At 68.0% G+C, this 25,309-nt stretch carries 20 protein-coding genes and 1 pseudogene; 10 read left to right on the top strand and 11 right to left on the bottom strand.

The genetic code is table 11. The features are described 5' to 3' along the window. Positions 1-54: 54 nt before the first annotated feature. The 3 genes from GV068_RS23645 to ribA all read right to left on the bottom strand — a co-directional run bounded on the left by GV068_RS23645 (position 55) and on the right by ribA (position 3,201). The gene (locus GV068_RS23645; RefSeq protein WP_159703817.1) at positions 55-1,017 is read right to left on the bottom strand and encodes an FHA domain-containing protein; all 963 of its coding nucleotides are present in this window, start codon (positions 1,015-1,017) and stop codon (positions 55-57) included. Beyond that, positions 1,014-2,483, bottom strand: a complete 1,470-nt coding sequence (locus GV068_RS23650; RefSeq protein WP_159703820.1) for a serine protease — start codon at positions 2,481-2,483, stop codon at positions 1,014-1,016. Before GV068_RS23650 ends, GV068_RS23645 begins: the two co-directional genes overlap by 4 nt. Before the next feature lie 73 nt (positions 2,484-2,556). Continuing rightward, a complete protein-coding gene (gene ribA, locus GV068_RS23655; RefSeq protein WP_159703823.1) occupies positions 2,557-3,201 on the bottom strand; it encodes a GTP cyclohydrolase II in 645 nt (214 codons plus the stop codon). Positions 3,202-3,333: 132 nt separating this feature from the next. Here ribA and GV068_RS23660 point away from each other — a divergent pair, with 132 nt between their 5' ends. From GV068_RS23660 to GV068_RS23670, 3 genes are all read left to right on the top strand, one after another. After that, entirely contained in the window at positions 3,334-5,628 is a 2,295-nt protein-coding gene (locus GV068_RS23660; protein ID WP_159703826.1) for an ATP-binding protein, read from the top strand. A gap of 22 nt (positions 5,629-5,650) precedes the next feature. Further along, positions 5,651-6,847, top strand: coding sequence for a selenoneine synthase SenA (gene senA / locus GV068_RS23665; protein ID WP_159703829.1), 1,197 nt, complete (start codon positions 5,651-5,653; stop codon positions 6,845-6,847). 138 nt (positions 6,848-6,985) lie between these two features. Then, complete coding sequence (locus tag GV068_RS23670) at positions 6,986-8,848, top strand: ABC transporter ATP-binding protein/permease (protein ID WP_159703832.1); 1,863 nt, start codon at positions 6,986-6,988, stop codon at positions 8,846-8,848. Here the strand turns inward: GV068_RS23670 and GV068_RS23675 are convergent. The 7 genes from GV068_RS23675 to GV068_RS23705 form a co-directional block, all read right to left on the bottom strand. Continuing rightward, entirely contained in the window at positions 8,826-9,107 is a 282-nt protein-coding gene (locus tag GV068_RS23675; protein ID WP_159703835.1) for a hypothetical protein, read from the bottom strand. The genes GV068_RS23670 and GV068_RS23675 overlap by 23 nt on opposite strands. 64 nt (positions 9,108-9,171) lie before the next feature. Further along, a complete protein-coding gene (locus tag GV068_RS23680) occupies positions 9,172-10,134 on the bottom strand; it encodes an alpha/beta fold hydrolase (RefSeq protein WP_159703838.1) in 963 nt (320 codons plus the stop codon). 74 nt (positions 10,135-10,208) lie between these two features. Then, positions 10,209-11,852, bottom strand: a complete 1,644-nt coding sequence (locus GV068_RS23685; RefSeq protein ID WP_159703841.1) for a hypothetical protein — start codon at positions 11,850-11,852, stop codon at positions 10,209-10,211. Next, positions 11,849-13,252 (bottom strand): glycosyltransferase family 2 protein, encoded by a 1,404-nt coding sequence (locus GV068_RS23690; RefSeq protein ID WP_159703844.1) that lies wholly within the window; start codon positions 13,250-13,252, stop codon positions 11,849-11,851. The genes GV068_RS23685 and GV068_RS23690 overlap by 4 nt, the downstream gene beginning before the upstream one ends. Further along, positions 13,252-14,310 carry a HEAT repeat domain-containing protein gene (locus GV068_RS23695; RefSeq protein ID WP_159703847.1) on the bottom strand — a complete coding sequence of 353 codons (1,059 nt, stop codon included), beginning with the start codon at positions 14,308-14,310 and terminating at the stop codon, positions 13,252-13,254. The genes GV068_RS23690 and GV068_RS23695 overlap by 1 nt, the downstream gene beginning before the upstream one ends. Then, the gene (locus tag GV068_RS23700) at positions 14,307-14,705 is read right to left on the bottom strand and encodes a response regulator transcription factor (RefSeq protein WP_159703850.1); all 399 of its coding nucleotides are present in this window, start codon (positions 14,703-14,705) and stop codon (positions 14,307-14,309) included. Before GV068_RS23700 ends, GV068_RS23695 begins: the two co-directional genes overlap by 4 nt. A gap of 80 nt (positions 14,706-14,785) precedes the next feature. Then, positions 14,786-14,998, bottom strand: coding sequence for a DUF3820 family protein (locus tag GV068_RS23705; RefSeq protein WP_159703853.1), 213 nt, complete (start codon positions 14,996-14,998; stop codon positions 14,786-14,788). Between the two features lie 72 nt (positions 14,999-15,070). Between GV068_RS23705 and GV068_RS23710 the strand changes: the two genes are divergently transcribed. Together GV068_RS23710 and GV068_RS23715 are read left to right on the top strand one after the other, a co-directional pair. Then, on the top strand, positions 15,071-15,490 hold the full coding sequence (locus tag GV068_RS23710; protein WP_159703856.1) for a DUF1810 domain-containing protein: 420 nt from the start codon (positions 15,071-15,073) through the stop codon (positions 15,488-15,490). Between the two features lie 188 nt (positions 15,491-15,678). Then, positions 15,679-17,307 carry a PKD domain-containing protein gene (locus GV068_RS23715; protein WP_159703859.1) on the top strand — a complete coding sequence of 543 codons (1,629 nt, stop codon included), beginning with the start codon at positions 15,679-15,681 and terminating at the stop codon, positions 17,305-17,307. A 1-nt stretch (position 17,308) separates the two neighbouring features. On the opposite strand, the gene GV068_RS23720 is transcribed toward GV068_RS23715, so the two are convergent. Further along, entirely contained in the window at positions 17,309-19,222 is a 1,914-nt protein-coding gene (locus GV068_RS23720) for an ATP-binding protein (RefSeq protein ID WP_159703862.1), read from the bottom strand. Positions 19,223-19,385: 163 nt separating this feature from the next. On the opposite strand from GV068_RS23720, the gene GV068_RS23725 reads away from it, so the two are divergent. The 5 genes and pseudogenes from GV068_RS23725 to GV068_RS23745 all read left to right on the top strand — a co-directional run. After that, the gene (locus GV068_RS23725) at positions 19,386-20,816 is read left to right on the top strand and encodes an NYN domain-containing protein (RefSeq protein WP_159703865.1); all 1,431 of its coding nucleotides are present in this window, start codon (positions 19,386-19,388) and stop codon (positions 20,814-20,816) included. A 159-nt stretch (positions 20,817-20,975) separates the two neighbouring features. After that, the gene (locus GV068_RS23730) at positions 20,976-21,365 is read left to right on the top strand and encodes a hypothetical protein (RefSeq protein ID WP_229464447.1); all 390 of its coding nucleotides are present in this window, start codon (positions 20,976-20,978) and stop codon (positions 21,363-21,365) included. A gap of 107 nt (positions 21,366-21,472) precedes the next feature. Next, complete coding sequence (locus tag GV068_RS23735) at positions 21,473-22,942, top strand: sodium:solute symporter (protein WP_159703871.1); 1,470 nt, start codon at positions 21,473-21,475, stop codon at positions 22,940-22,942. Between the two features lie 29 nt (positions 22,943-22,971). Then, positions 22,972-24,828, top strand: a complete 1,857-nt coding sequence (gene sppA, locus GV068_RS23740) for a signal peptide peptidase SppA (protein ID WP_159703874.1) — start codon at positions 22,972-22,974, stop codon at positions 24,826-24,828. A gap of 247 nt (positions 24,829-25,075) precedes the next feature. Beyond that, positions 25,076-25,309, top strand: a pseudogene (locus GV068_RS23745) (efflux transporter periplasmic adaptor subunit); the annotation flags it as partial.

Raw genomic sequence — 25,309 nt, forward strand, 5'->3', positions numbered from 1 at the left:
GGATGCCCGATCTTCCGATATCCGCCCGCCCTTGTCAAAGCATCGTGGATGGCCTCAGTTGCCGCCTGCCGCCGAGGGCGCGGCCCGCTCGGCGTCGAGTTCCTTGCGCATGGCATCGACCCGGCCCATGTAGTCGGCCACCGTCGCATCCGGGCTGGCGCGCAGTTCCGGCGGCAGCAGCACCGCCATGTACAGTTCGTCCGCGAGGCGGCCGTGGCGCTGCTGGTTGACGATCAGGACCAGGCAGGAGGCCAGCACCGCCGCCCCGGCGCAGATCGCGCGCAGGCGCCGGCGCAGCGGCGGCTTGATGGTCGCCAGGTGGAAGTAGATGATGCCGGCGATCGTCGCCACCACCGCGTGCGAGCCGTAGCGCGTGAGCCATTCGAAGGAGTACGCATAGGCCAGGATCGAGGCGAGCAGGCGGAAGCCCACCAGCGCCGCCATGCCGCAGCCGAAGATGAACAGGTGCCGGCCCAGGCGCGTGTAGCGCCCGAACAGGCGGTTCACGAAGGCCCACATGCTGCTCCACAGCAGGGCCGCGCCGATGCCGGCGCTCGGCGCCAGCACGTAGTTCAGCAGCTCGAAGGGCTGGGCGTCGAGCAGCCAGGTCACGAGCAGGGCCACCAGGCCCGCCAGCAGCACGCCGAGCACGCCGGGCAGCACGCCCTCCCACCCGTGCATGGTGCGGTCGAGCAGTTCGGCCGGCACTGGGAAATCCGCGGCGCGCACCCGCAGCGAGGTGTGGCCCATGCGCACCACGGTGTCGCCGTCGAGCAGCAGCCGCGCTACGCGCTTGCGCCCGTGGTTCAGGCCATTGCGCGTGCCGAGGTCGCGCATCAGGAGCTTGCCGTCCGCGTCCTGCTCGATCACGGCGTGGTGGGCGGCGGCGTATTCGTCGTCGAGGATGAAGTCGTTGTCGTAGGCGCGGCCGAGGCGGATCGGCAGGCTCAAGGCACGCTGCCTATGCAGCACCTCGCCGTTGCGGGCCAGGATCTCGACGGTCCAGGGGCCGCTCATCGCTTGCCTCCAGCCGCGGGCGGCGCCGGTGCGGGCGCGGCAGGACGGCGCAGGTTGCGCCCGAAGGAGCCGAGGAAGGCGCGCGTGACGCGCATCCCGTTCTCGTAGGAGACGCCGGACACGTCCAGGCGGCTCTGCAGGCTCGATTCGGCCGCGTTGGTGCTGGCGGTCAGCAGCGTGAAGTTGTACAGGCCTTCGAACTTTCGGTAGGCGCGCACGCAGGTCACCGCGCGCAGGGGCAGGGTGCGGGTGTGCACGAAGGCTTCGGTGCACACCGGCTTGGTCAGGCGCCGGTCCCAGGCGCTGCCCAGCTTGTCGGTGCGGAACAGGCGGCTGGCCAGGGCCGCGAAGGGCAGGCGCGCCAGGTTGTCGGAGCGGATGTACTGGTGGGTCATCGCCACGTGGCCGGTCTGCTGCGTCGCCGAGACGTAGATGGCCGACTCCATCGCGCAGCTCATGGCGTCCAGCGTGTAGGCCGTCTCCGCCTTCACGTTCGAGCGTCCCCAGCAGCGCAGCTGGCCCGATTCGCGCACCGGCACCAGGTAGGGCCCCATGCTCTTGATTGCCAGCGGCTCTTCCAGCAGGCGGTCGACCATGGCGCGCTGGTGCTCGAGCAGCTGGGCCGCGATCAGCGGATTGAAGTCCTTCGGCGGCGCCGGCTGGCTGGCCACGCGCCGCAGCAGCTCCTGCACGTACTTCACCGGCACCAGGAAACTGACCGATTCGCCGTCGCGCCGCTTGGACACGTTGACGCCGGCCACGGTGCCGTTGCTGGTGACGCTGGGGCCGCCGCTCATGCCGGAATTGATCGGTCCCCCGAACATCAGCTGGTCGTAGAAGCTGCGCGTCACCACGCCGTTGTAGGCGCCTTCGGAGATCGCAAAGCCCAGGTCGAGCGGGTTGCCGAGCGAGTACAGGCGCTGGCCCTGGGTCAGCTTCACGGGACGCTCGGGCACCTTGAAGAAGCCGCTGCCTTCGCGGTGCACGCGCAGCACCGCCAGGTCGTGCAGCACATCGACCGCCATCAGCTCGACCGGGCCGCTATTGCCGTCGGTGTCGACGAATTCGGCGGTATACACGTCCGGGTCGAGCGCCATCTGCGACACCACGTGGTAGTTGGTGACCACCAGGTTGCCGGTGCCGACCAGGAAGCCCGAACCGACGGTGGACTGGGTGCGGCCGTTCTTGAGCAGCATGCGGATTTGCAGCAGGTCGCCGCGCGCCGAGGCGTACAGGTCTTGCGCGGCCGAGGAGGGCGGCGGCAGGGCGTCCTGGGTGTCGATCTCGCCCGGCGCGGGCGCGGGCGTGGCGGCGCCCGGAGGCGCAGTGGGCGGCAGGTGCGGCGGCGGGGCCGGCACGGTGGTGGCGCCCGTACTGGGAGGGCGCTTGGCCGCTTCCGGCGGCGGCGCCGAGGCAGCACCGGCCGCAAGGCAGAAGAGCAGGAAGGCGGCGGCGGTCCGTTTCATGCAGTCCGATCATGGCAAGGAGGAAGCACTATCTTGCCACCGGATCGCTGGCCCGCGCGCGCGCTAGGTCAGATCAAGAAGCGTCCGCAGGCGCTTCCACTGGGCCCATCATGTGCCCGAGCTTGGCCTGCTTGGTGTTCAGATAGCTGTTGTTGAAGGCATTGCGGTTGACCAGCAGCGGCACGCGCTCGGCCACGGCGATGCCGAGGCGGCTCAAGGCGTCGATCTTGCGCGGGTTGTTGGTCATCAGGCGCAGCGAGCGCACGCCGAACTGCGCCAGCATCGGCTTGCACAGCTCGTAGTTGCGGGCATCCGCGTGGAAGCCCAGCTGCAGGTTGGCCTCGACCGTATCGGCGCCGGCTTCCTGCAGGCGGTAGGCGCGGATCTTGTTGACCAGGCCAATGCCGCGCCCTTCCTGGCGCAGGTAGAGCAGGACACCGCGGCCTTCTTCCGCGATGCGCTGCAGCGCGCCTTCCAGCTGGGCGCCGCAGTCGCAGCGCTGCGAGAACAGCACGTCGCCGGTCAGGCATTCGGAGTGCACGCGCGCCAGCACCGGCTCGCCGTCGCCGATATCGCCGAGCACCATCGCCAGATGTTCCTTACCCGTCGAATGCTCGATAAAGGCGTGCAGCGTGAACTGCGCCCAAGGGGTCGGCAGGGCGCAGGAAGTGACGTAATCGACCAGCTGGTCGGTGGTGGCTTGGGTGGCGCTGGGCATGGCGTTTCTCGTCGATGAAGCGTATTGCTGTAACCGTGTAGTTTACCGGAAATCCGACAGGGCCGTGCGGCGCCTCCCCCTGGCGCGTCCCTGTGTGTTACGCTGGCGTAACTGTTTCGGAGCAAACACAGCATGGACACACTCCCCCCAGCCGCCCCCAGGCAGCGCCGGCGCGGTCTCGGCGCCTGGCTGGCGCTGGCCTTTTCGCTGCTGACCGTGGTCCTGACCCTGCTGCTGGTGCAGGTGGTCGAGCGCTCCTCGACCGAGCAGGTGAAGGACAGCATCGGCCACAGCCTGGCCGAACTGGCGCGCCAGACCGCCGATAAGCTCGACCGCGGCATGGCCGAGCGTTACCGCGAGGTGAGCCTGATGGCGCGCCGGCGCGACCTGCGCGACCCCGGTGTCAAGCTGGCCGAGCGGCGCCAGATCCTGGCCGACATGCGCGAGACCTACGGCTATTACGACTGGATCGGCCTGGCACGCCTGGACGGCCGGGTCGAAGTCGAGGCGCGCGGCCTGCTGGAGGGCGCCGACGTCTCGTCCCGACCCTGGTTCAAGAATGCGCTGCAGGGCGTCCATGTGGGCGACGTCCACGAGGCGGTCAAGCTGGCCAAGCTGCTGCCGGGGGAGAACGGCGAACCGCGCCGCTTCGTCGACGTGGCCTTTCCCTATACCGACCTGCCTGGGAAGACCGCGGGCGTGCTGGGCGTGCACCTGTCCTGGCAATGGGCGCGCGACGTCGAGCGCTCGATCATCGCGCCGGTGCAGGCGCGCGGCCGGGTGCAGGCCCTGATCGTCAGCCAGGCCGGCGTGGTCCTGCTCGGACCTCCCGGCCTGCAGGGCGAGAAGATCGACATGGAGAGCCTGCGCCTGGCGCAGCAGAAGCGCACCGGCTACCGCGTGGAGCAGTGGCCGGATGGCGTGTCCTACCTGGTCGGCTATGGCGCCACGGTCGGCCGCGGCATGTATCCGGGCCTGGGCTGGACCGTGCTGGTGCGCCAGGACGTCGAGGATGCCTATGCCCCAGTGCGCCGCCTGCGCGAGAAGGCGCTGTGGAGCGGCGCCGCGCTGGCGGTGCTGTTCTCGCTGGCCGGGGTGCTGGTGGCGCGCCGCATCACTCGTCCGCTTGGGGCGCTGGCCGCGTCGGCCGAGCGCCTGGGACGCGGCGAAGCGGTCCAGCTGGTGCCGAACCCGAAGGATTATTTTGAAGTGCAGGCCCTGTCCGGCACCCTCAACCATCTGGTGACCGACCTGGTGCGAAAGCAGACCGAGCTGCGCGACCTGAACGCCACGCTCGAACAGCGTGTCGAGGACCGCACCCGTGAACTGGAGCGCGCCCTGGCCTCGGTGCAGGCCAGCGAGCAGCGCATCAACGCCATCGTCGAAGCGGCTCAGGATGCCTACATCGCGGTCGACCAGCGCGGCATGGTCCTCGACTGGAACGGTGCGGCCGAGCGCATGTTCGGCTGGCGCCGCCAGGATGCGGTGGGCTGGCCCTTGTCCGAGCTGGTACTGCCGGAGCGCTACCGCACCAGCATGGACCATGCGCTGCGCGCCTTCCGCCAGACCGGCCACCTGGCCATGCTGGAGCAGCGCCTGGAACGCGTGGTCATCGACCGCCAGGGCCGCGAATTCACCATCGAGATGACGGCGAACCTGGCCGGGCAGGGCGAGGACGCCTTCTTCAGCGTGTTCCTGCACGATATCTCCGAACGCAAGCGGGTCGAGCAGATGAAGAACGAGTTCGTCTCGACCGTCTCGCACGAATTGCGCACGCCGCTCACCTCGATCCAGGCCTCGCTGGCGATGCTGGCCGACGGCATGGCCGGCGAACTGCCGCCGGACGCCGCGCGCTTGATCACGATCGCGAGCCAGAGCAGCGAGCGCCTGGTGCGCATGGTGAACGACCTGCTCGACATCCAGAAGATCGAAGCGGGCCACATGCAGTTCACGCACACGGCGCAGCCCTTGCTGCCGGTGGCCGAGCGCGCGTTGGCCGCGATGGAAGGACATGCGCGCCAGGCCGGGGTGCTGCTGCGGCGCGACTGGGATGCGGGCGCGGCGCAGCTGGCGGCGAGCATCGATCCGGACCGCATGGAGCAGGTGCTGACCAACCTGCTCTCGAACGGCATCAAGTTCACGCCAGGCGGCAGGAGCGTGACCCTGGGCCTGACGCAGACGCCGGGCAAGGTTCGCCTGACGGTGCGCGACGAAGGACCAGGCATTGCGCCCGAGTTCCAGAAGCGCCTGTTCCAGCGCTTCGCCCAGGCCGACGGGGCGGATTCGCGCACGCGTGGCGGCACCGGGCTGGGCCTGGCGATCAGCAAGGCCATCATCGAGGAGCACGGCGGCAGCATCAGCTTCAGCACGGGGCCGGAGCGCGGCACCCGCTTCGTGGTCGAGCTGCCGGCAGCGCACCCTGGCTGAGGATCCGCCGTACAATCGCGGCATGAGGACAGGCCCTGCATCATTCCGGCGGATGGGAGCGCGCGAGCTCGATGGCGCGCTGGTGGACGCGCGCCGGCGCACGCTGACCCTGTTCGAGGCGCTGGCGGCCGCCGGCTATGGGCAGCCCGCAAGCGTGCCGCGCCTTCCCATCTTGAATCCGCCCCTGTGGGAGCTGGGACACACGATCTGGTTCGCCGAGTGGTTCGTCCTGCGCGCGGCGCGCAGCAGCCGGCCCGGCGACGCCGTGGGCGACTCGCTGCTGGCGCAGGGCGACGCGTGGTTCGACTCGAACCTGGTGGCCCACGCCAGCCGCTGGATGCTCGACTTGCCGGCGCCGGAGGCGCTGGTACGCTACGGCGGCGAGGTGCTGGACCGCATGCGCGCGCGGCTGGCGCAGGAAACGGACGACGACGCCAGCCTGTATCCCTATCGCCTGGCGCTGGCCCACGAGGACATGCACGGCGAAGCCATGCTCTACACCCTGCAGACGCTCGGCGCCGCGCCGCCACCCGGGATGGCGGAAGCGCCGCTCCGTCACGGCGACCGTTCCGGCATCGACTTCGGCGCGGCCGCCTTCCTGCCAGGTGGCGACCAGTCGCAGGGCTTCGTCTTCGACAACGAGCGCATACCGTCAACGCGGCCGACCGGCCCGTTCACGATCGATGCGGCGCTGGTGAGCAACGGCGACTATCTCCCCTTTGTGGAAGATGGCGGATACCGTCAGCCGCGCTTCTGGAGCGAGGCGGGCCGGGCGTGGCTGCAGGAAACGGGGCGTTTGGCGCCGCGCTACTGGGAACGCGACGGGGCCGGGTGGCGCGTCCGGCGTTTCGGACAGAGCCTTGCGCTGGAGCCGGCCGAGCCGCTGCGCCACGTCTGCCTGCACGAAGCCGAGGCTTACTGCACCTGGGCCGGACGGCGCCTGCCGCGCGAGGACGAATGGGAGCGCGCGGCGAGCGCGGGCCATCCGGATTTCGACTGGGGCCAGCTGTGGGAATGGACCGCTTCGCGTTTCCTGCCTTATGCGGGTTTTCAGCCGGATCGCTACCTGGAATATTCCGCACCCTGGTTCGTCACGCGCCAGGTATTGCGCGGCGCCTCCTTCGCCACCCCGGCGCGCCTGCGCTCGCCCCACTTCCGCAATTTCTACACGCCCCAGCGCGACGACATCTTCGCCGGTTTCCGTACCTGCGCGCTGTAAGGGACGGCGGCGCCTGTCCCGTGCTTGACCATATCGACCCGCGTCCTATGTCCGTTTTCGCACGGAACGACGTCGTGCCCAGCCGTATGCTGAAGGTACCGGCGATGCCATGTCGCCGATTACTGCAATCGAGCAATCATGAATACGCCAACTTCAGCCGGAACCGGCGCCACGTCCAACGCGGCGCCTGAGCCAAAGGAAAAGAAACGCCGCGCCGCCGGCTTGTCGTTAGCTGCCTGGAAGCAATTTATCAGCGTAGCCAAACCCTATTGGCTGGGGAACGAAAAGACGAAAGCCTGGAGCCTGCTGCTGTTCCTGATCGTGCTGATGCTGGTCGAGACCAAGCTGGCGGTCATGCTGAACAACCAGACCGGCGAGATCACCTCGGCGCTGGCGGCCAGGGATGGCGACCGCTTCTGGACCTCGGTGCGGGCCTGCCTGCTGGTCCTCGCTTTCGCGGTGCCGACCTACGCCTTCTACTATTACATGCGCGACCTGTTCGGCAACCACTGGCGGCGCTGGCTCACGGGGCGCTTCCTCGACGGCTACCTCAACGGACGCAAGTACTACGAACTGGGCGCCGACAGCGAGATCGACAACCCGGACCAGCGCATCAGCGAAGACATCAACACCTTTACCGGCCGCTCGATCCACTTCCTCCTGATCTTCCTCGGTTCGATCATGCAGCTGGTGGCCTTCAGCGCCGTGTTGTGGTCGATTTCCCACGTGCTGGTCGGCGTGCTGGCCGTGTACGCACTCACCGGCACGGTGGTCGCGCTCGGCGTGTTCGGCAATCCGCTGATCCACCTGAACTTCTGGCAGCTGCGGCGCGAGGCGGACTTCCGTTTCAGCCTGATGCGCCTGCGCGAAAACGCCGAATCGATCGCCTTCTATCGCGGTGAAGCGCAGGAGCGCGCCCACATCGAAAGCCGCTTCGACAAGGTGTTCCGCAACTTTGCCAAGCTGATCCGCAAGCAGTGTTCGCTCAACCTCTTCCAACGCACCTTCAGCCAGCTGACCCTGGTGCTGCCCTTCATGATCCTGGCCGGCGGCGTGCTGTCGGGCGAGCTGGAAGTGGGGCGCGCGGTGCAGGCGGCCGGCGCCTTCACGGCGGTCCTGAGCGCGGTCGGCGTCATCGTCGACAACTTCGAGAGCCTGAGCCGCTTCGTCGCGGGCATCGACCGCCTGCAGGCACTGTCGCGGCTGGTGCTGCCGGAAGCGCGCAAGAAAACCGCCGCCGCCAAGCCCGAGCCGCGCATCCAGACCCGTGCGGGCGAGCACCTGGCGCTGGAATCGCTGACCCTGCATCCGCCGCAATCCGAGCGGGTGCTCATCAAGGAGCTGAACCTGGTCCTGAAGCCCGGCGACGCGCTGCTCATCACCGGCGAAAGCGGCTGCGGCAAGAGCTCGCTGCTGCGCGCGATCGCGGGCCTGTGGAACCGGGGCAGCGGCACCATCCAGCGACCATCGCTCGACAAGTTCTTCTTCCTGCCCCAGCAGCCCTACCTGCAGGCGGGGACGCTGCGCAGCCAGCTGATCTACCCGAGCGGGCACACGGAGCTGAGCGACCCGCAGCTGCTGGAGATCCTGGAGCAGGTGCACCTGCCGCGCCTGGCCGAACGCGTCGGCGGCCTGGACGCCGTGCACGATTGGGAAAAGCTGCTGTCGGTCGGCGAACAGCAGCGCCTGGCTTTCGCCCGCGTGCTGGTGCACGGCCCCAGCATCGTGATCCTGGACGAAGCGACCAGTGCGCTCGACAGCGGCAACGAAGCGTCGCTCTATGCGCGCCTGCGCGACAGCGGCGCCACCCTGATCAGCATCGCCCACCGCGCCGCGGTACTGCGCCACCACACCCACGTGCTGCGCCTGATGGGCGAGGGCGCCTGGGAGGTGCAGGAAGCCGGCGGCTTCCAGTTCGACGGGCCGGTGGCCGTCGTGAAGGGCAGCGGCGGCACGGCGCCGCCTTCGCGGCCGGTGGTCAAGGTCGCGGCTGCAGGCTAGCCTCCGGCCGCTTGACTTCCTTGTACGCGATGAAGCGGATTTGCACGAAGCCCAGCGCGAGCAGGATCAGCATCTCCCAGAACATGCCGGCATCGAAGCGCAGGCCGAACAGCTGGGACAGCGCGACGCGGCCGAGCAGGTAGATCGGCAGGATGAAGTTGGTCAGCTTTTGCCGGACCTTCAGCTCGCTGCCGCAGGTCGGGCACTTGACCCGCCCATTGAAGGGCGGCGAGAACTGCGAAGCGGCCGAGATCGACAAGTCGCCACAATGCGGACACCTGTACATCATTCCCCCATTTCGATAAACATCGAAGTAATGGCGCTCAGCGTGCAGCGCTGCCCAGCGTCGCCGCGTAGCGCTCCAGCGCCTGGCCCACTTCCAGCGGCTGCTCCAGCATCGAGAAGTGCCGGCCCGGCACCTGTACGGTCTGCTGGCGCGGGAAGCGGAAGCTCTTGTAGTGCTCGGCCCCGGTCACGTGGTCTTCCTTGCCGCTGATGACCAGCACCGGCATGCTCAGGCTCGCGGTGGCGGGCGCCATGTCTTCGAGGTAGTTCGCGATGGCGCCGCTGGTGAACAGGGTGGAGGCAAAGTCGCGGTTGGCGGGGCGGCCCTTCATCGCGGCGCCAATCCGGGCTTCCGTCGCATCGTCGGCGTACATCAGCTTTCCCATCAGCCTGGCCTGGCCCAGCATGCCCATCACCATGCCGAAGCGCTGGGGCAGGGGCGCGGCCGGGTCCATCGGTGGGCGCGCGTTCGCAGGCAGCAGCGCGTAGCCGTGCGTCGCCGTGCTCTCCATCGAGGCCGGCAGGGACAGGATGCTGTTCATCAGGACCATGCCGCTGACGCGCTCCGGGTACTTGCGCGCGTAGGCGGTGGCGATGATGCCCCCGAAGGAGTGCGACATCAAGACCCACTTCCCGATCTTCAGGCTGGCGCGCAGTTCATCCATGTCCTGGATGACGCGCTCGAGCGCATAGTTCTTCTTCGGATCGCTGCCGGAACGCCCGCTGCCGCGCTGGTCCAGGTAGACCATGCGGAAGTGCTTCTCCAGCGTGGCGCCGGCCAGCTTCTCGACCGCTTCGCTGCCTGAACCGGGCCCGCCATGCACGAACAGGGCGGGGATGCCCGTCCCGGCCACCGTGTAGGCAAGCGGTACGCCGTCGCTGGTGGTGAAGCTGCTGGCATTGGCGACGACCGGCGCGGGCGTCGCGGCTATCTGCTGCGCGAGGACGGAGGAAGAGGCAAGGCAAAGCGCAAGGAGGGCGAGGTGAAGCTTGGTCGACATGGAATCCAGCCTGATGGTTGCGATCAGCCATGATAGTGCCGGATACATGCAAAAAGCTAGCCCGCAGCGATCAATCAGCGCAGCTCGTGCAGGGCAATGCCGTCGAAGCCCGGCCAGGCGCCGAAATCGGCTTCGAGCTGCGGCAGCAGGGCGCGCAGCGCGTCCTTGTTGGCGTGGAAGGTGGTGGCCGAGCCGTCGATGACCCGGCTGCCGGTCAGCACGTAGGGCTGGGCGGCGGAATGCGCGAGCGGCTGGCGCAGCAGCACCAGCACCTGCTGTCCGTCCACCGTGAACAGCAGCATGTCGCCGGCGCCGCCCTTTGGCGCGCGGCGGTAGCGGCGTTGTGTCTCGGAGGGCAGGGGACCCGCCTCCAGCGCGATGCGCACACGCTTGCCGTGCGCCGCCGCCCAGTCCAGGAAAGGCAGGGCGAAGCGCTCGATCTGGCCGGGATCGGTGCGGTAATCCATCACCGTGAGCGCGTCGGCGTAGCGCGCCAGGCCCGTCAGCACCGTCTCGCGCTCGTCCCACCAGAAGGGCACGACGAATTCCAGCGGTGTCGCGCCCGCTGCCTCGCGCAGCGCGGCCAGGGTGGCGACGTATTCCTGGTCCAGGCGTGCGGCCGGCAGCACGTGCTTGGGCAGCAGGTAGGGTTCGATGTCGAACTGGATGCTTCTCAAGCGCGCCGCCGGTTCGGCGGCGGCGTTGTAGGCGGCATAGGCGCGCGCGCGGGCAGCGGTGGCGGCGCGCTGGGACGGCAGCACCATGTGCGGGTCGCCTTCGACGGCGCTGACCTGAACACCGCGCTCCCCGGCCCGGCGAATGAAAGCGGCGAGCGCCTCCGGCTGCTGGACGCGGCCTTCTTCGAGCGTCACCACGATGAACAGCGCGCCGATGCGTTCGCGTTCGGCCCAGGCCAGCAGATCGTCGCCGCGCTCCAGCCATGCGCTGCGGTCCCAGATCCAGGTGGAGCGGGGCGGCGCGGCGCCGGGCGTGTCGGGTTCCAGCGCGAGCGCGTCGAGCGTGAGCGTGCCGCCGGCGTCCGGACAGGCGATGACGAACTGGCGCCAGCTGGCGCGGTCCAGCTGCGCGGGCAGCGCCAGGCGGGCGCCACCCCCAGCCCCGCTGGCCGTCAGCTGCCCCATGTCGAGGGCCGCTTCGCGCGCTGCATGCGCCGCGTCCGCGGCCTGCCAGGCGAACCGCCCCTTGCCGGCAAACGTGGCTCGCAGCGAGGCGCGCAGGCGCGGCATGGTCCAGGGGCCGGTGAGCAGGACGCCGGCCGGGCGGCTGCCGGGGCGGCATGTGATGTGCAGGCGACCGCCTTCCAGTCGGGCCAGAACCCGCTCCTCGACGCCGTAGCTGCGCACCTGCATGTTCGGCAGCAGGTTGATCCGCAGCGGCATGGGTTCCGGACCCGCCGGTTTGGCGTCGCCGCCGTCCGGCACCAGGGTCTGCTCGCTGACCGCGAAGCGGCCCTCCTTGTCGCCGCCCTGCAGCAGGATGGTGGTGGCCGGCTTCGCACCGCGGCTAAGTACCTGCAGCGCTTCGACCTGGGCCTTCCCGAGCGCAAGCGAGCGGCAGCCGGGCAACGCCGGCTTGTCCGAGACGAGGAAACGTAGTTCCGTGCCATCTGGGCCCGCGGCCGGAGCCGAGGGAATGCCAGCCGGCGCGGCCGTTGCGGGGCACAGGTGGAGGAAGGCGGCAAGCACGGTCGCGTTCATTGGCCGGTCCCGCTCTGCCAAGTGCCCTTGCGCCGCATCGTGCCCCAGCTGGATTCCTTCTGCATGGCCCAGCGATACAGGCCGGTTAGGCGCCAGACCGCATTGAGCTGGCGGTAGCCGAAGTTCTCGAGCACCACCACCAGTCCCAGCATCAGGAGCTGCTTGCCGCGCGGGTAGATGTGGAAGGACATCTCTTCCAGCAGCAGGCCCGAGGCGGACAGCAGGATGCCGAGCCCGATGGCGACGAACAGGAAGGCGCCAAAGGCCTCCCAGGAGATCATCCCAGTGAAGAAGGCCCACAGCATGAAGGCGTAGCCGCCCAGTTCCACCAGGGGACCCAGCCACTCGAACAGCAGCATGAAGGGGAAAGCGATCCAGCCCGGCACGCCGCCATTGCGCGAAAAGGGCAGGCCCCAGTTGGCGTTCAGGCTCTCGGCCAGGCCGCGTTGCCAGCGGATGCGCTGGTTCTTCAGCGTCCGGTAGTCCTCCGGCGCTTCGGTCCAGCACACGGGGTCAGGGACGAATTCGATGCGGTAAGGCTGGCGCTGTTCGCGCAGCAGGCGGTGCATGCGCACCACCAGTTCCATGTCCTCGCCGATGGTGTCGCGGCGGTAGCCGCCCACGGCCACCACTGCATCCTTGCGGAACACGCCAAAGGCGCCGGAGATGATCAGCATGCCGTTCAGGGCCGACCAGCCGAGGCGGCCGAACAGGAAGGCGCGCAGGTACTCGACCACCTGGAACAGGGCCCAGATGTTCTTCGGCAGGCCGACGCTGGTGAGGAAGCCGCCGCTCACGGTGCAGCCGTTGGCCACGCGCACCGTGCCGCCGGCCGCCACCACGGTGGGGTCGCGCAGGAAGGGTTCGGTGACCTTGGCCAGGCTATCGCGCTGCAGGATCGAGTCGGCGTCGACGCCGCACACCAGCGGGTAGCGCGAGACATTCATGGCGGCGTTCAGCGAGTCCGCCTTGCCGCCATTGACTTTGTCGATCACGCGCACGTTCGGGTAGCGCGTGGAACGGTAAACGCCGCGCACCTCGGCGGTGGGAATCTGGCGGCGGTAGGCTTCGGGGAAGGGCAGCAGGGCGAACTCGCGCTGCAGCACGTCCAGGGTGCCGTCCTTCGAGCCGTCGTTGACGACGATGATCTCGAATTCCGCGTAGGACAGCTGCAGCATCGAGCGCACCGAGGCGGCGATGGTGGCCTCCTCGTTATAGGCCGGCACCAGGATGCTGACCGGCGGCTCCAGGCCCGAATAGGCGCGCGGCAGGTCGGCCATGAACAGTTCCTGGCCCTTGATGCGCAGCGAACGCAGGGCGATCGCGTTCAGCATCAGGTAGCCGCCATTCAAGGCGATGAAATAACAAAACACGAACCAGGTGATGAAGTCGGTTAGCATCAGGCTCCCTCCTCGGCCAGCACCTGGTCCAGCATGTCGAGCGCAAAGCGGTCGGTGAGCGAGGCGCGCACCGCTTCCAGGTCGGCGCGCGACAGCAGCGGCAGTTCGCGCAGGGCCTGCGCCGCACGGTAGCGCACCCACCACTGCGGGTCGCCCAGCAGCGCCGTCAGACGGGCCGCGTCGCTGCGTTCGCCGACACGGCCGAGCGCACGCGCCGCCTGCACCCGCACCTGCCAGTCTTCGTGACCGAGCAGGGCGCGTACTTCAAGCAGGGTCTCGGGCGTCAGCACGCTGCGCAGTGCGGCGATCACCACCGCGCTTGACCTGCTGTTCAAGGCTTGCGCCAGCACCCCGGCCGGCAGCATCACGCGCAGCGATTCGGCGATGCGCAGCGCGCGCGGCAGGCGTTCCTCGCCCAGCTGGGGCAGGATGCGCGCCAGTACCTGCGCCACCGGGGCGCTGGCCTGCTGCAGGATGCCCGCCACGTGCGACAGGGCCCAGTCTTCGCGTTCGACGAAGAGCGGCGTCAGGTACTCGGCGGCAGCTTCCGGATCGACCCGCACCAAGGCCCACAGCGCGGTCAGCGAGAGCGCGCTGTCGGCCGCGCGCGCCAGCGGCAGCAGCTGCGGCCAGGCGGCGCGGTCGCGCAGGTGCCCCAGCACCAGGGTGGCCAGCAGGCGCTCGTCGCGGGCGCCGCGCGCCAGCATGGCGCGCGCCAGTTCGTCCACGCCGAGACGGCGCGCCATGGCGTTGAGGGCCTCGCTGGCGTCGCCGCGCAGCGAGCCTTGCAGGTGGGCCCACAGGTGGAGAAACGGCAGGCGTTCGCGCGGCCCCAGGGCGGGCAGCGCCGGCTCTTCGCCGACGATGGCCTGGTTCAGCAGCGGGCGCCAGCGCGCCAGGGCGGCCGCGGCGCGCCGCTCGCGCCGGCGCAGGGCCATGCGCAGCAGGACGATCTGCGCGGCCAACAGCAGGGTCAGGACCAGCGCGATGGTCCCGGTCCAGACCGCGACGGTAACGAAACTGCTGCTGGCGCCGGCGTGGAGGGCGCTCGGGTTCATGGTCCCGTTTTCAGGAAACGGCGGACGCGCGCCAGCAGTTCGTTGGGCTGGAAGGGCTTGATGACGAAGTCGTTGGCGCCGGCGTCGAGCGCGCGCACGGTGTCGCGTTCGGTGTTCTTCGCGGTAAGCATCAGGATCGGCACGCCGGCCCAGTCGGCGCGCGCCCGCGCCAGCCCCACCAACTCGAAACCGTCGACATAGGGCAGCATGACGTCGAGCAGGACCAGATCGGGCTTGTCCGTGGCCCGGGCGATGTGTTCGCTGGCGGCGCGGCCGTCGGCCAGGTGGACGACCCGGTAGCCCTGGCGCTCCAGCATGAAGCGCAGGACCTGGGCGATGTGCTCGTCGTCCTCGACGACCAGCACCAGCGGAGTGGAAGCGTGTTGGTTTTCCATCGGATACGAAAGAATGGCGCCGTCTTCAGTATAGCCGACAAGCACCATTGCAGGGCGCGATCCCGGACCGCCCGCACGGTTCAGCGGGTCCGGAGCGGGTCGAGCAGGGCGCGCAGGTTATTGTGGTCGAGTTCGTACATCAGGGCCAATAGCTGGCCCAGCTCGCCGTGCGGGAAACCCTCGCGCGCGAACCAGCCGAGGTAGTGGCCGGGCAGGTCCGCGATCTTGCGGCCCTTGTATTTACCGTACGGCATGTCGCGTACGAGCAATAGAGAAAGATGGTCGGTGTTCATTGGCGCGTCCTATGGAACGCACTTTAGCAAACAATCTCAAAGTTGTAGCATCGGTCCGAGGGGAGGACAGACATGGACAATGATTTCGACCTGGAACGTTTCGTCCGGGCGCAGGCGCCGGTGTACGCCACCGTCGTGCGTGAACTGCGCGCCGGGCACAAGCAGAGCCACTGGATGTGGTTCATCTTTCCCCAACTGGCCGGCCTGGGCCACAGCGAGATGGCGCAGCGCTATGCGATCGCCGACAGCGACGAAGCCGCGGCGTATCTGGCGCATCCGCTGCTCGGGGCAAGGCTGCGCGAATGCGCGAGCATCGTCGCGGCCCTCGACACCGATTCGGCAAACGAGGTATTCGGCCACCCGGACGATCTCAAGTTCCGATCCTCGATGACCCTGTTCGCCGACGTCGCGCCGGACGAAGCGGTGTTCCAGGCCTGCATCGACAAGTACTTCGATGGCGAAGCGGACGAGGCCACGCTGGCGCGGCTCTGAACCGGTTTTAATGCCAGGCATCGCTTGACGGAAAGGTCTGTTCGACGCGCAAGCCCTTTTGTCTTCAAACGCCGATTTCGCAGCCGCCGCCGCGTGCGCGCTTGCGTTAGTTCGTCCTCAGCGCCGCGCGAGCGCTCTACAGTGGTCCTGCCTCATGCAGGTGCATGGGCATACTACCGGAGGCGAACATGCGAACTTTCAGGACCAAACCGATTTCCACGGCAACAGGCTTGCTGGTGCTAGCCACTGCGGCGGCCACCGCCATCGGCGCCGGCCAGGCCACGCCCGGCGAGCTGGAACAGCACACGGCGGGCAGCTACGCCGGCAGGGACATCTACGGCATCGTCAACCTAGAAGGCGGCTCCTTCGCCTTCATCGGCGACATCAATGCGCGCGGGCAGGCCGCGTTCGAGTACTTCGGCACGGATGGCGAGGTGCACGTCGGCTACTTCAATGGCGAACGCACGGTCGACATCTCGCCGCCGGGCAACCAGACCTCGCTGCTCGGCGACCTGAACGACAAGGGCGAGGTCGGCTTCGCGTCGAGCATTGCCTTGCCGGCGGGCGGGGGCACGCCCTTCCGTCCCTACCGCTGGTCGGCGGCGCGCGGCCTGACGCCGCTGGCCTATCTGGGCGCCGAGGGCCCGACCTTCGTCACGGCCATCAACAACCGCTCGGAAATCGTGGGACGCTCCGCCCTCACCAACGAGAACGGCGCCTACCGGGCCGTGCGCTGGACGGCGACCAACCGCCTGATATCGCTGCCTGCTCCCACGGGCATTGTCCAGACCTTCGCCAGCGACATCAACGACAACAACGTCACGGTCGGTTCCGGCGACCAGACCAGCGGCTCGTCGAGCGTGCTGCGCTGGGATGCGGCTGCCCGCCCCACCAACCTGGGGGGCTTCGGCACCAGTGTCGCGTTCGCGTCATACAACAACAACCGCGGCGAGATCGCCGGCATGCTCGATACCCTGAGCCCGAGCACCATCAGCGCCTTCCTGTGGACGCCGGGAAGAGGGCCGGTGCGCATCGGCACCCGCACCGTCACCCACCAGCTCAATGAAATCGGCCAGGTGGTCGGGCGCAACTATGGCCCCACTGGCGACATCCCGCGCGCCTTCCTGTATTCGCGCACGAGCGGACTGGTCGACCTGCATCCGCGCGGTCTGGTCGCCTCCGAGGCCAATGACGTCAACGACTATGGCGTGGTGGTCGGCCTGGGCCAGCGCGTGCTGGGATTGAACACCGCCTACCGCTGGACCCGCGCCGGCGGTCCCGTCGACCTGAACACGCGCCTGCTTAACCCGCCCGAGGGCCTGGTGGTGCGTTCGGCGATTGCGATCTCGAACAACGGCGACATCCTGGCGGACGCCAACGTCGGGGTCGTGGTCTTGCGCGCCAACGGCGGCGGGACGGACGCGCCGGTGCTGGGGCCGATCGTGCACGACAGCGCGCGGCTGAACCAGCCCTTCCCGATCACGCTGTCCTTCCGCGACCGCAATCCGGGCGACAGCCACAGCGCGACGGTCGACTGGGGCGACGGTGGCGGCCCGCAGCCGGTCAGCCTGCGCGAATACCGGGGTAAGGGCGAGGTGCGCGGCACCCACACCTACACCCGCGAAGGCGACTTCGTGGTGATCGTGCGGGTGCGCGATTCGGCTGGACGTGCCACGCAGGTGTTCGAGCAGATCACCATCCGTGAACTCGGCACGCCGACGGTGAGTGCGCTGGGCGCCAGGCAGGCCCAGGCCGGCGCGCTGGCGGCGCGCCTGGGCCATGGGCGGATTGCGCTGCCCGCCAGCGGCGAAAAGTAAGTCAGGCGGTCGACAGGATGGCGCCCAGCCGATCCATGTCGACCGGTTTGACCAGGTGATGGTCGAAGCCGGCCGCCATGATCTGCTGGCGGTCGCTGTCCTGGCCGTAGCCCGTCACCGCCACCAGCACGGCGCCGGCCGTGGCCGGGTCGGCGCGCAGGCGCCGCGCCAGTTCCTTGCCGTCCATCTCGGGCAGGCCGATGTCGAGCAGACAGACCTGGGGCGGCGACTGGCGTGCACGCGCGAGGGCGGCGCGAGCGTCGTGTTCGACCAGGGTCTGGTGGCCGGCCGCTTCCAGCACCATCGACAGCATCACGGCGGCGTCGACGTTGTCGTCCACCACCAGCACGCAGAGCGGTGCGCCGGCGTCCGTGCCTGCAACGGCATCGCTTCCGGCCTGCATGGCGGACGCGGCTTCCGCCGCCAGGCAGGGCAGGCAGACCGAGAAGGTACTGCCCTGGCCCAGGCCGGGGCTGGTGCAGGCGACCGAGCCGCCATGCAGCTCGACCAGGCTCTTGACCAGCGCCAGTCCCAGACCCAGGCCGCCCAAGGCCCGGTCGGCGCTGCGCTCGGCCTGGGCGAACAGGTCGAACACGCGGCCCGTCAGTTGCGCCGCCATGCCGATGCCGTTGTCCTCGACCTCGATGCAGACATGTCCGTCCACGGCATGGCCGCGTACTTCCAGCCGGCCGCCTTCCGGAGTGTACTTGGCGGCGTTGCCCAGCAGGTTGGCCACCACCTGCACCAGCCGCTTCTTGTCGCCCAGGACCAGGACAGGACCCGCCGGTGCGGCCTGCGACAGGACATGCCCGCGCGCCTGCACCTGCGGCATCACCTGTTCCACGGCGTCCTGCAGCACCTCGCGCAGGTCGAGCGGCGCGCGCTCGAGTTCCACGAGCCCGCGGGTGACGCGCGAGACGTCGAGCAGGTCGTCGATCAGCCCGGTCATGTGGCCGACCTGGCGCGCGATGATCTCGCTGGTGCGGCGCACCAGGGCTTCGTCGGGCTTCACGCGCTGCAGCAGGGCGGCCGCTGCGCTGATCGGGGCGATCGGGTTGCGCAGTTCGTGCGCCAGCATGGCCAGGAACTCGTCCTTGCGGCGGTCCGACTCGCGCAGCTTTTCCTCGGCCGCCTTGCGTTCGGTGATGTCGCTGGCCGCGCCGATCCACTCGATCACCCGTCCTCCCGCATCGCGGATCGGCACCGCGCGCGACAGGGCCCAGCCGTCGCTGCCGTCGATGCGCTGCACCCGGTGCTCCAACTCGAACACGGTCCCGCTGCGAATCGCCTGGTCGACCGCGGCGGTTACGCGCGCCTGTTCGTCCGTCGGGATGTAGCCGGCCAGCCAGGAACGCTCCGGCGCCGTGCTGTCCTTCAGGAAGCCGCGTCCGTCCAGCTCCTGCATCTCGGTCCAGTCGGCATTCATCCGGTACACCACCTGGCCGGCCGTGGTCAGGGCCCGGAACCGGTTCTCGCTCTCGCGCAGGGCGCGCTCGTAACGGATCTGCTCGGTCACGTCCTTGGTGGTGTGCGAGATGCAGAGCAGCGCGCCGTCGGGGCCGAACACCGGCGCGCTGTGGGCGCTCCAGAAGCGTTCCTCGAAGGTGATGGCGCCGTTCGCGCCGACGACCGGGATCGGATAGCGCTGCACCGGCAGGGTGTCCGGCTGCCCGCTGGCGCGCACCCGGGCCAGCGAGGCGCGCAATTCCTCTTCGTTGGTGCCGGCGGGGTCGTTCGGGTCGGCGGGGAAGGCGACGAACAGGCTGACCCCGACCAGGTCTCCGCGCCTGCGCGACGAGGCTTTCAGGAAGGCTTCATTAACGGCGAGGATGGTGGCCTCCGGCGTCGGAGACAGCAGGTACTTGCCGATCGGCGAACTGTTGAATGCTGACTCAAAGACGGCAGGGGAGAGCATGGGTCAGTTCCGGGTCAGCATTGGGAAAAGGGCAATTATAAAATCTAAATCTCGCGAATGGCACATTTCCGGGCGAATCGTGCGCCATGCGCGACGCAGTCGCGGAGCGGGTTGCGTATAATCCCCGTCAGTTTGTCCTTCTATTAATTGAAAGCAATAATTCATGGCTTCCTCCGACAACATCAGCATGGCGGTGTTCTGCGACTTCGAAAACGTCGCGCTCGGCGTGCGCGACGCCAATTACGAAAAATTCGACATCAAGCCGGTGCTGGAGCGCCTGCTGCTCAAGGGCAGCATCGTGGTCAAGAAAGCCTATTGCGACTGGGACCGCTACAAGGCCTTCAAGGCGCCGATGCACGAGGCTAACTTCGAGCTGATCGAAATCCCGCACGTGCGCCAGTCCGGCAAGAACTCGGCCGACATCCGCATGGTCGTCGACGCGCTCGACCTCTGCTACACCAAGGCCCACGTCGACACCTTCGTGATCATCTCGGGCGACTCCGACTTCTCGCCGCTGGTCTCGAAGCTGCGCGAGAACGCCAAGAAGGTGATCGGCGTGGGCGTCAAGCAGTCCACCTCGGACCTCCTGGTGGCGAACTGCGACGAATTCATCTTCTACGACGACCTGGTGCGCGAGAAGAACCGCGCCGCCGCCAAGCGCAAGGAAGAACTCGATGCGCGCCGTGGCCAGCCGTCCTCGCGCCGCCCGAGCGACGACAAGCGCAAGGAAGAACTGGAAGCGCGCAAGGTGCAGGCGCTGGAAATGGTGGTCGAGACCTTCGATGCCCTGGTCTCCGAGCGCGGCGACACCGGCAAGATCTGGGCTTCGCTGCTGAAGGACACCCTGAAACGCCGCCGTCCGGACTTCTCCGAGACCTATTACGGCTTCCGCACCTTCGGCAACCTGCTGGAAGAAGCGCAGACCCGCGGCCTGTTCGAATTCGGCCGCGACGAAAAATCCGGTACCTATGTCTACCGCAGCGCCGGCGCCCCGGTGGCGATGCCGGCGCCGGAGCTGGTCGTGGCGCCGGAAGCCGCGAACGAGGAAACCGGTAGCGCCGAGCAGCCGGGCGAGGAAGCCGCAGCCCAGGAAGCCAAGCCGGAATCGCGCCGCCGTGGCCGTGGCGGTCGTGGCGGCAGGGGCCGCGATGCGGCGCCCGCCGTGTCCGAGCTGAGCGCCGCGGACGCCGACCTGGCCATTGCCGAGGAAGCGGCGGCGCCAGCGCCGGCGGAACTGGAGCCTGTGGCCGAAGCACCGGTAGCCGAGGAAGTCGCCGCCGAACCGGCGCCGGCCCCGGCCAAGGAACGCCGCCGCGCACCGCGCAAGCCGGCGGCCAAGAAAGCGGCCGCGGCCGACGCTTCGACTTCTATCGAAGCGACGCCCGAGGCGGCAGCCGAAGCGCCGTCACCGGCCGTTGCCCTCGACAGTGCCGCCGCCACGGCGGACAGCGAAGCGGCAGGCGAGGAAGCGGACGCCGACGGCAAGCCGGCGCGCAAGAAGTCCGCCCGCCCGGCCCACAAGGCGCCGGCGCGCAAGGCCGCACCGCGCAGCCGCCGTCCGGCCAAGCCGAAGACCACCCCGGAAAACGGCTGAGGTGAAACAGCATCGGCGTGTGCGCCATGCGCGCGCCGCCGATGCAATAATGGCACCGTCCGCGTGCGCGGGCCTGCCGTGGCGTCCGCCCGGCTGTCGCGACGTGCGAAGGAGCCTGCCATGCGTGTGCCTGCCGCAGTGTTGACTGGGGCCTTGCTGATGTCCCCGCTGACCGGCGCACAGGTCGCGCCGCCGGACCACCACCCGATCGTCGGCATCTGGAAGCTGAGCCTGCCCGACCTCGGCTGTTCCGAAACCTACCGCTTCCGCCCCGACGGCACCACCCTGGTCACCAGCGCCCAGGAGATATCCGAGAGCGAATACCGCATTCCCGCCAAGCCCAGCGCCAGGGGCTACTACCGCCTGGAAGACCGCATCACCAAGGACAACGGCAAGAAGGATTGCGCCGGCGCCATCATGAAGCCGGGCACCACCGCCACCAATTTCATCCGCTTCCACCCCTCCAACGCGATCTTCCTGATGTGCGCGGACGAGAGCATGGAAACCTGCATCGGACCCTTCGAGCGGGTGCAGGGCGAGGAGGCGTGAGGCGGAAGGCATAACCCGGAGTGATGAAGGCCTGTGGTTTGCGGCGTTCCCGGTGACAATACTTCGGTGTATATTGCTGGGCGAAACGACAACCGCACTGGAATCTCATGTCCCCGGCACTCCTCTTCGCTATCCTCATCGGCTACTTCGCGCTCCTGCTCGGCGTTGCCTGGGTCACCTCCCGCAACGCCAACAACGACAGCTTCTTCATCGGTAACAAGAGCAGCAACTGGATGCTGGTCGCCTTCGGCATGGTCGGCACCACGCTGTCCGGCGTGACCTTCGTGAGCGTGCCGGGCGCGGTAGGCGTCGACGGCTTCGGCTATGCCCAGATCCTGATCGGCTACGTGATCGGCTACATCGCCGTGGCCTACCTGCTGCTGCCGCTGTACTACCGCCTGCAGCTGACCTCGATCTACCACTACCTCGATGTGCGCCTCGGCCGCCGCGCTTACCAGAGCGGAGCGGGCTTCTTCATCATCTCGCGCCTGCTCGGCGCCACCGCGCGCCTGTACCTGGTGGTGAACATCCTGCAGGCGATCATCCTCGACAGCCTCGGCATTCCGTTCTGGCTCAGCACCCTCGTCGTGCTGGGCATGATCCTGCTGTATACCTACAAGGGCGGCGTGAAGACCATCGTCTGGACCGACACCCTGCAGACCAGCGCCATGCTGTTCGGCCTGTTCGCCTGCGTCTGGATCCTGCTGGGCGAACTGAACATGTCGGTGCCGGAAAGCCTGAACCAGATGCAGTCGCAAGGCCTGGCCAGGATCTTCACGCACGATCCGGACAGCCCCAATTTCTGGCTCAAGCAGATCATCGCCGGCGCCCTGATCACGATCACGATGACCGGCATGGATCAGGAAATGATGCAGAAGACCATCTCGGTGAAGACCCTGAAGGACTCGCAAAAGAACATGCTGACCCTGACGGCGGTGCTGGTCGTGGTGCTGCTTTCCTTCTTGTTCCTGGGCGGCCTGCTGTACCTGTATGCGCCGATCGCCGGCGTCACGGCAAGCGGCGACAAGATCTTCCCGGCCGTGGTGATGGGCCACCTGCCGGCGGCGCTGCAGATCGTGTTCCTGATCGCACTGATCTCGGCCCTGTTCCCCAGCGCCGACGGCGCCATCACGGCGCTGACCTCGTCGACCTGCATCGACCTGCTGGGCATCAAGCGCCGTACCGACCTGACCGAAGCGCGCAAGGAAAGCTTGCGCCGCAGCGTGCACCTCGGCTTCGCCGTGCTGTTCCTGATCCTGGTGCTGGGCTTCAAGGCGGCCGACAACCCGAGCATGATCGGGGTGATCCTGAAGCTGGCGGCCTATACCTATGGTCCGCTGCTGGGCCTGTTCGCCTTCGGCATGCTGACGCGCCGGACCCTGACCGACCGCCTGGTGCCGTACATTACGATCGGCGCACCGATTCTTTGCGCACTCCTTGAGTACAATCAGGAACACTTGCTCGGTTCCTACCGCCTTGGGCTGGAATTGCTCATGGTAAATGGCATACTCGTGTACGCCGGGCTGTTCGCGATCTCCCACAAGGAGAAAGCGGGAGCGGCTACGGTTACGGCCTGAGCCGGCACTTATCAATCAACGGAGTTTCGATGGCTTTCAAACCCTTCAGCGCGCTGCGTCGCGGTCTCGGCATGGTGTGGCGCGCGGTCGACGTCTCGCGCCGCACCTTCATGAACCTGCTGTTCCTGCTGTTCGTGATCATCGTCCTGATGATCCTGTCCTCGGGCGGCGTCAAGCCGATCGGCGAGAAGACGGCGCTGGTGCTGGAACTGAAGGGCGACCTGGTCGAGCAGTACCAGTCGAGCTTCCAGGACACCGTGCTCGACAGCGTCGGCGGCGACAGCAAGCGCAGCGTGCGCCTGCGCGACCTCATGACCGTGCTCGATGCGGCGGCCAAGGACAAGAACCTCGGCACGGTGGTGCTGCTGCTGGACCAGATGGATGGCGGCGGCATGGCCATGCTGCGCGAGATCGGCGCCGGCATCGAGCGCGTCAAGGCCTCCGGCAAGAAAGTGGTCGCCTGGGGCGGCGCCTATGACCAGAAACGCTACCTGCTGGCCTCGCACGCCGATGAAATCTATGTGCACCCGATGGGCATGGTCATGATCGAAGGCTTCGGCGGGCGCCGCAACTACTACCGCGACGCCCTCGACAAGCTGGGCGTGACGGTCAACCTGATCAAGGTCGGCACCTACAAGAGCTTCGCCGAACCGTATATCGCCAACGGCCCGTCCGAAGCGGCCCAGGAAGCCGACAGCTTCCTGTACAACGCCCTGTGGCAGGACTACACGGGCCAGGTCGAGAAGAACCGCAAGCTCCCGGCCGGTACCATCGCCAAGTGGATCGAGAACCTGCCGCAGGAAATGGAAGCGGCAGGCGGCAGCGCGGCCAAGGTGGCCCTCCAGGCCAAGCTGGTGGACGGGCTGAAAACCCAGGACGAGATCCGCGCCATGCTGGTCAAGCGCGGCGTCTATGAGGACCGGATCAAGTCCTTCCGCCAGGTCGGCTACCACGACTACCTGGGCCGCCATCCGCAGAAGCCCTTCGGCGACGCCATCGGCGTGATCACCGCGGCCGGCAACATCACCGAAGGCACCAGCGGCCCGAACACGGTCGGCGGCATCACCACCGCCAACCTGATCCGCCAGGCGCGCGAGGACGACCAGATCAAGGCGGTCGTGCTGCGCGTCGATTCGCCCGGCGGCAGCGCCTATGGCTCGGAACTGATCCGGCGCGAGCTGGAACTGACCCGCGCCGCCGGCAAGCCGGTGGTGGTCTCGATGGGCAGCGTCGCGGCTTCCGGCGGCTACTGGATCTCGATGGCGGCCGACGAGGTGATCGCCGACCCGGCCACCATCACCGGCTCGATCGGCGTATTCACGATCCTGCCGACCGCCGAGAAGGTGAGCGACAAGCTGGGCATCCACACGGCCGGCGTCACCACCACCTGGCTGGCCGACGCCTACAACCCGCTGCGTCCGATCGACCCGCGCTTCTCGCAGCTGGTCCAGAGCAGCATCAACCACGTCTACAGCGAGTTCACCGCCAAGGCGGCGCAGGCGCGCAAGACCACGGTGGCCAAGATCGACGAAGTGGGGCAGGGCCGGGTCTGGACCGGGGCCCAGGCCAAGGAACGCGGGCTGGTCGACCGCCTGGGCAGCTACCGCGACGCGCTGGCCTCGGCCGCCAAGCGCGCCAAGCTGGGCGATGACTACCGCGTGGCCTACGTCGAGCGTCCGGTCAGCCGCATCGAGCGCTTCCTGAACATGATGGGCGCCTCGACCGCGCAGGCCGTCAACATCCAGGTCAAGCTGGGCCTGCTGGAAGAAGCCCTTCCGAGCGGCCCGATGGCCCAGGTAGCGCAGGACATGGCCTGGCTCAAGGACGTGGCCGACGGCCGCAAACCCTTCGCCGCGGTCACCCACTGCATGTGCGGAACACCGTAGATTTGTAGCCACTTTGTAACTGGCTGATACAGCCGGAAGACGGGTGCGGAAGCGATTCCGCACCCGTTTTACGTTTACGGGCCGTATTTCGCGGCCAACGGTGTAAATCGGCGTTAAAGCTGTCCCGCTCATGTAACAGCATGCTGCGCGCAATGTACGTTACGAAACATATGGGTGAAGGGGGCCATGCTAAGCTTTTCGGCAGAGTTATCTGAATAACATCCTGGCCAAAAGAATAAGGTTGAACATGGATTCGAACCCGTCCCCGAAGTCCGCCCTTACCAGCCCGCCTCCGGCACAGCAGGCACGGCGCCGCAAGCGCCTGATCGGCACCGTCGTCGCCGTGCTGGCGATGATCGGCCTGGCCGCGCTGGCCTGGTACCTGACGCACCGGCCCGCAGGCGGCCCGGGCGCCGGCGGGCCTCCGGGCGCCGCGGGTGCACGCGCCGGCGGCGGCGGCGGAGGTGGCGGTGGTGGCGGG

The organism is Massilia sp. 9I (genome assembly GCF_902506415.1).
Taxonomy (GTDB): Bacteria; Pseudomonadota; Gammaproteobacteria; order Burkholderiales; family Burkholderiaceae_D; genus Telluria.

What these genes read in the sequence shown, in the direction of transcription:
- GV068_RS23645 (WP_159703817.1), bottom strand. Translation starts at nt 1,017, where the DNA reads ATGAGCGGCCCCTGGACCGTCGAGATCCTGGCCCGCAACGGCGAGGTG.
- GV068_RS23650 (WP_159703820.1), bottom strand. Translation starts at nt 2,483, where the DNA reads ATGAAACGGACCGCCGCCGCCTTCCTGCTCTTCTGCCTTGCGGCCGGT.
- ribA (WP_159703823.1), bottom strand. Translation starts at nt 3,201, where the DNA reads ATGCCCAGCGCCACCCAAGCCACCACCGACCAGCTGGTCGATTACGTC.
- GV068_RS23660 (WP_159703826.1), top strand. Translation starts at nt 3,334, where the DNA reads ATGGACACACTCCCCCCAGCCGCCCCCAGGCAGCGCCGGCGCGGTCTC.
- senA (WP_159703829.1), top strand. Translation starts at nt 5,651, where the DNA reads ATGAGGACAGGCCCTGCATCATTCCGGCGGATGGGAGCGCGCGAGCTC.
- GV068_RS23670 (WP_159703832.1), top strand. Translation starts at nt 6,986, where the DNA reads ATGAATACGCCAACTTCAGCCGGAACCGGCGCCACGTCCAACGCGGCG.
- GV068_RS23680 (WP_159703838.1), bottom strand. Translation starts at nt 10,134, where the DNA reads ATGTCGACCAAGCTTCACCTCGCCCTCCTTGCGCTTTGCCTTGCCTCT.
- GV068_RS23685 (WP_159703841.1), bottom strand. Translation starts at nt 11,852, where the DNA reads ATGAACGCGACCGTGCTTGCCGCCTTCCTCCACCTGTGCCCCGCAACG.
- GV068_RS23690 (WP_159703844.1), bottom strand. Translation starts at nt 13,252, where the DNA reads ATGCTAACCGACTTCATCACCTGGTTCGTGTTTTGTTATTTCATCGCC.
- GV068_RS23695 (WP_159703847.1), bottom strand. Translation starts at nt 14,310, where the DNA reads ATGAACCCGAGCGCCCTCCACGCCGGCGCCAGCAGCAGTTTCGTTACC.
- GV068_RS23700 (WP_159703850.1), bottom strand. Translation starts at nt 14,705, where the DNA reads ATGGAAAACCAACACGCTTCCACTCCGCTGGTGCTGGTCGTCGAGGAC.
- GV068_RS23705 (WP_159703853.1), bottom strand. Translation starts at nt 14,998, where the DNA reads ATGAACACCGACCATCTTTCTCTATTGCTCGTACGCGACATGCCGTAC.
- GV068_RS23710 (WP_159703856.1), top strand. Translation starts at nt 15,071, where the DNA reads ATGGACAATGATTTCGACCTGGAACGTTTCGTCCGGGCGCAGGCGCCG.
- GV068_RS23715 (WP_159703859.1), top strand. Translation starts at nt 15,679, where the DNA reads ATGCGAACTTTCAGGACCAAACCGATTTCCACGGCAACAGGCTTGCTG.
- GV068_RS23720 (WP_159703862.1), bottom strand. Translation starts at nt 19,222, where the DNA reads ATGCTCTCCCCTGCCGTCTTTGAGTCAGCATTCAACAGTTCGCCGATC.
- GV068_RS23725 (WP_159703865.1), top strand. Translation starts at nt 19,386, where the DNA reads ATGGCTTCCTCCGACAACATCAGCATGGCGGTGTTCTGCGACTTCGAA.
- GV068_RS23730 (WP_229464447.1), top strand. Translation starts at nt 20,976, where the DNA reads ATGTCCCCGCTGACCGGCGCACAGGTCGCGCCGCCGGACCACCACCCG.
- GV068_RS23735 (WP_159703871.1), top strand. Translation starts at nt 21,473, where the DNA reads ATGTCCCCGGCACTCCTCTTCGCTATCCTCATCGGCTACTTCGCGCTC.
- sppA (WP_159703874.1), top strand. Translation starts at nt 22,972, where the DNA reads ATGGCTTTCAAACCCTTCAGCGCGCTGCGTCGCGGTCTCGGCATGGTG.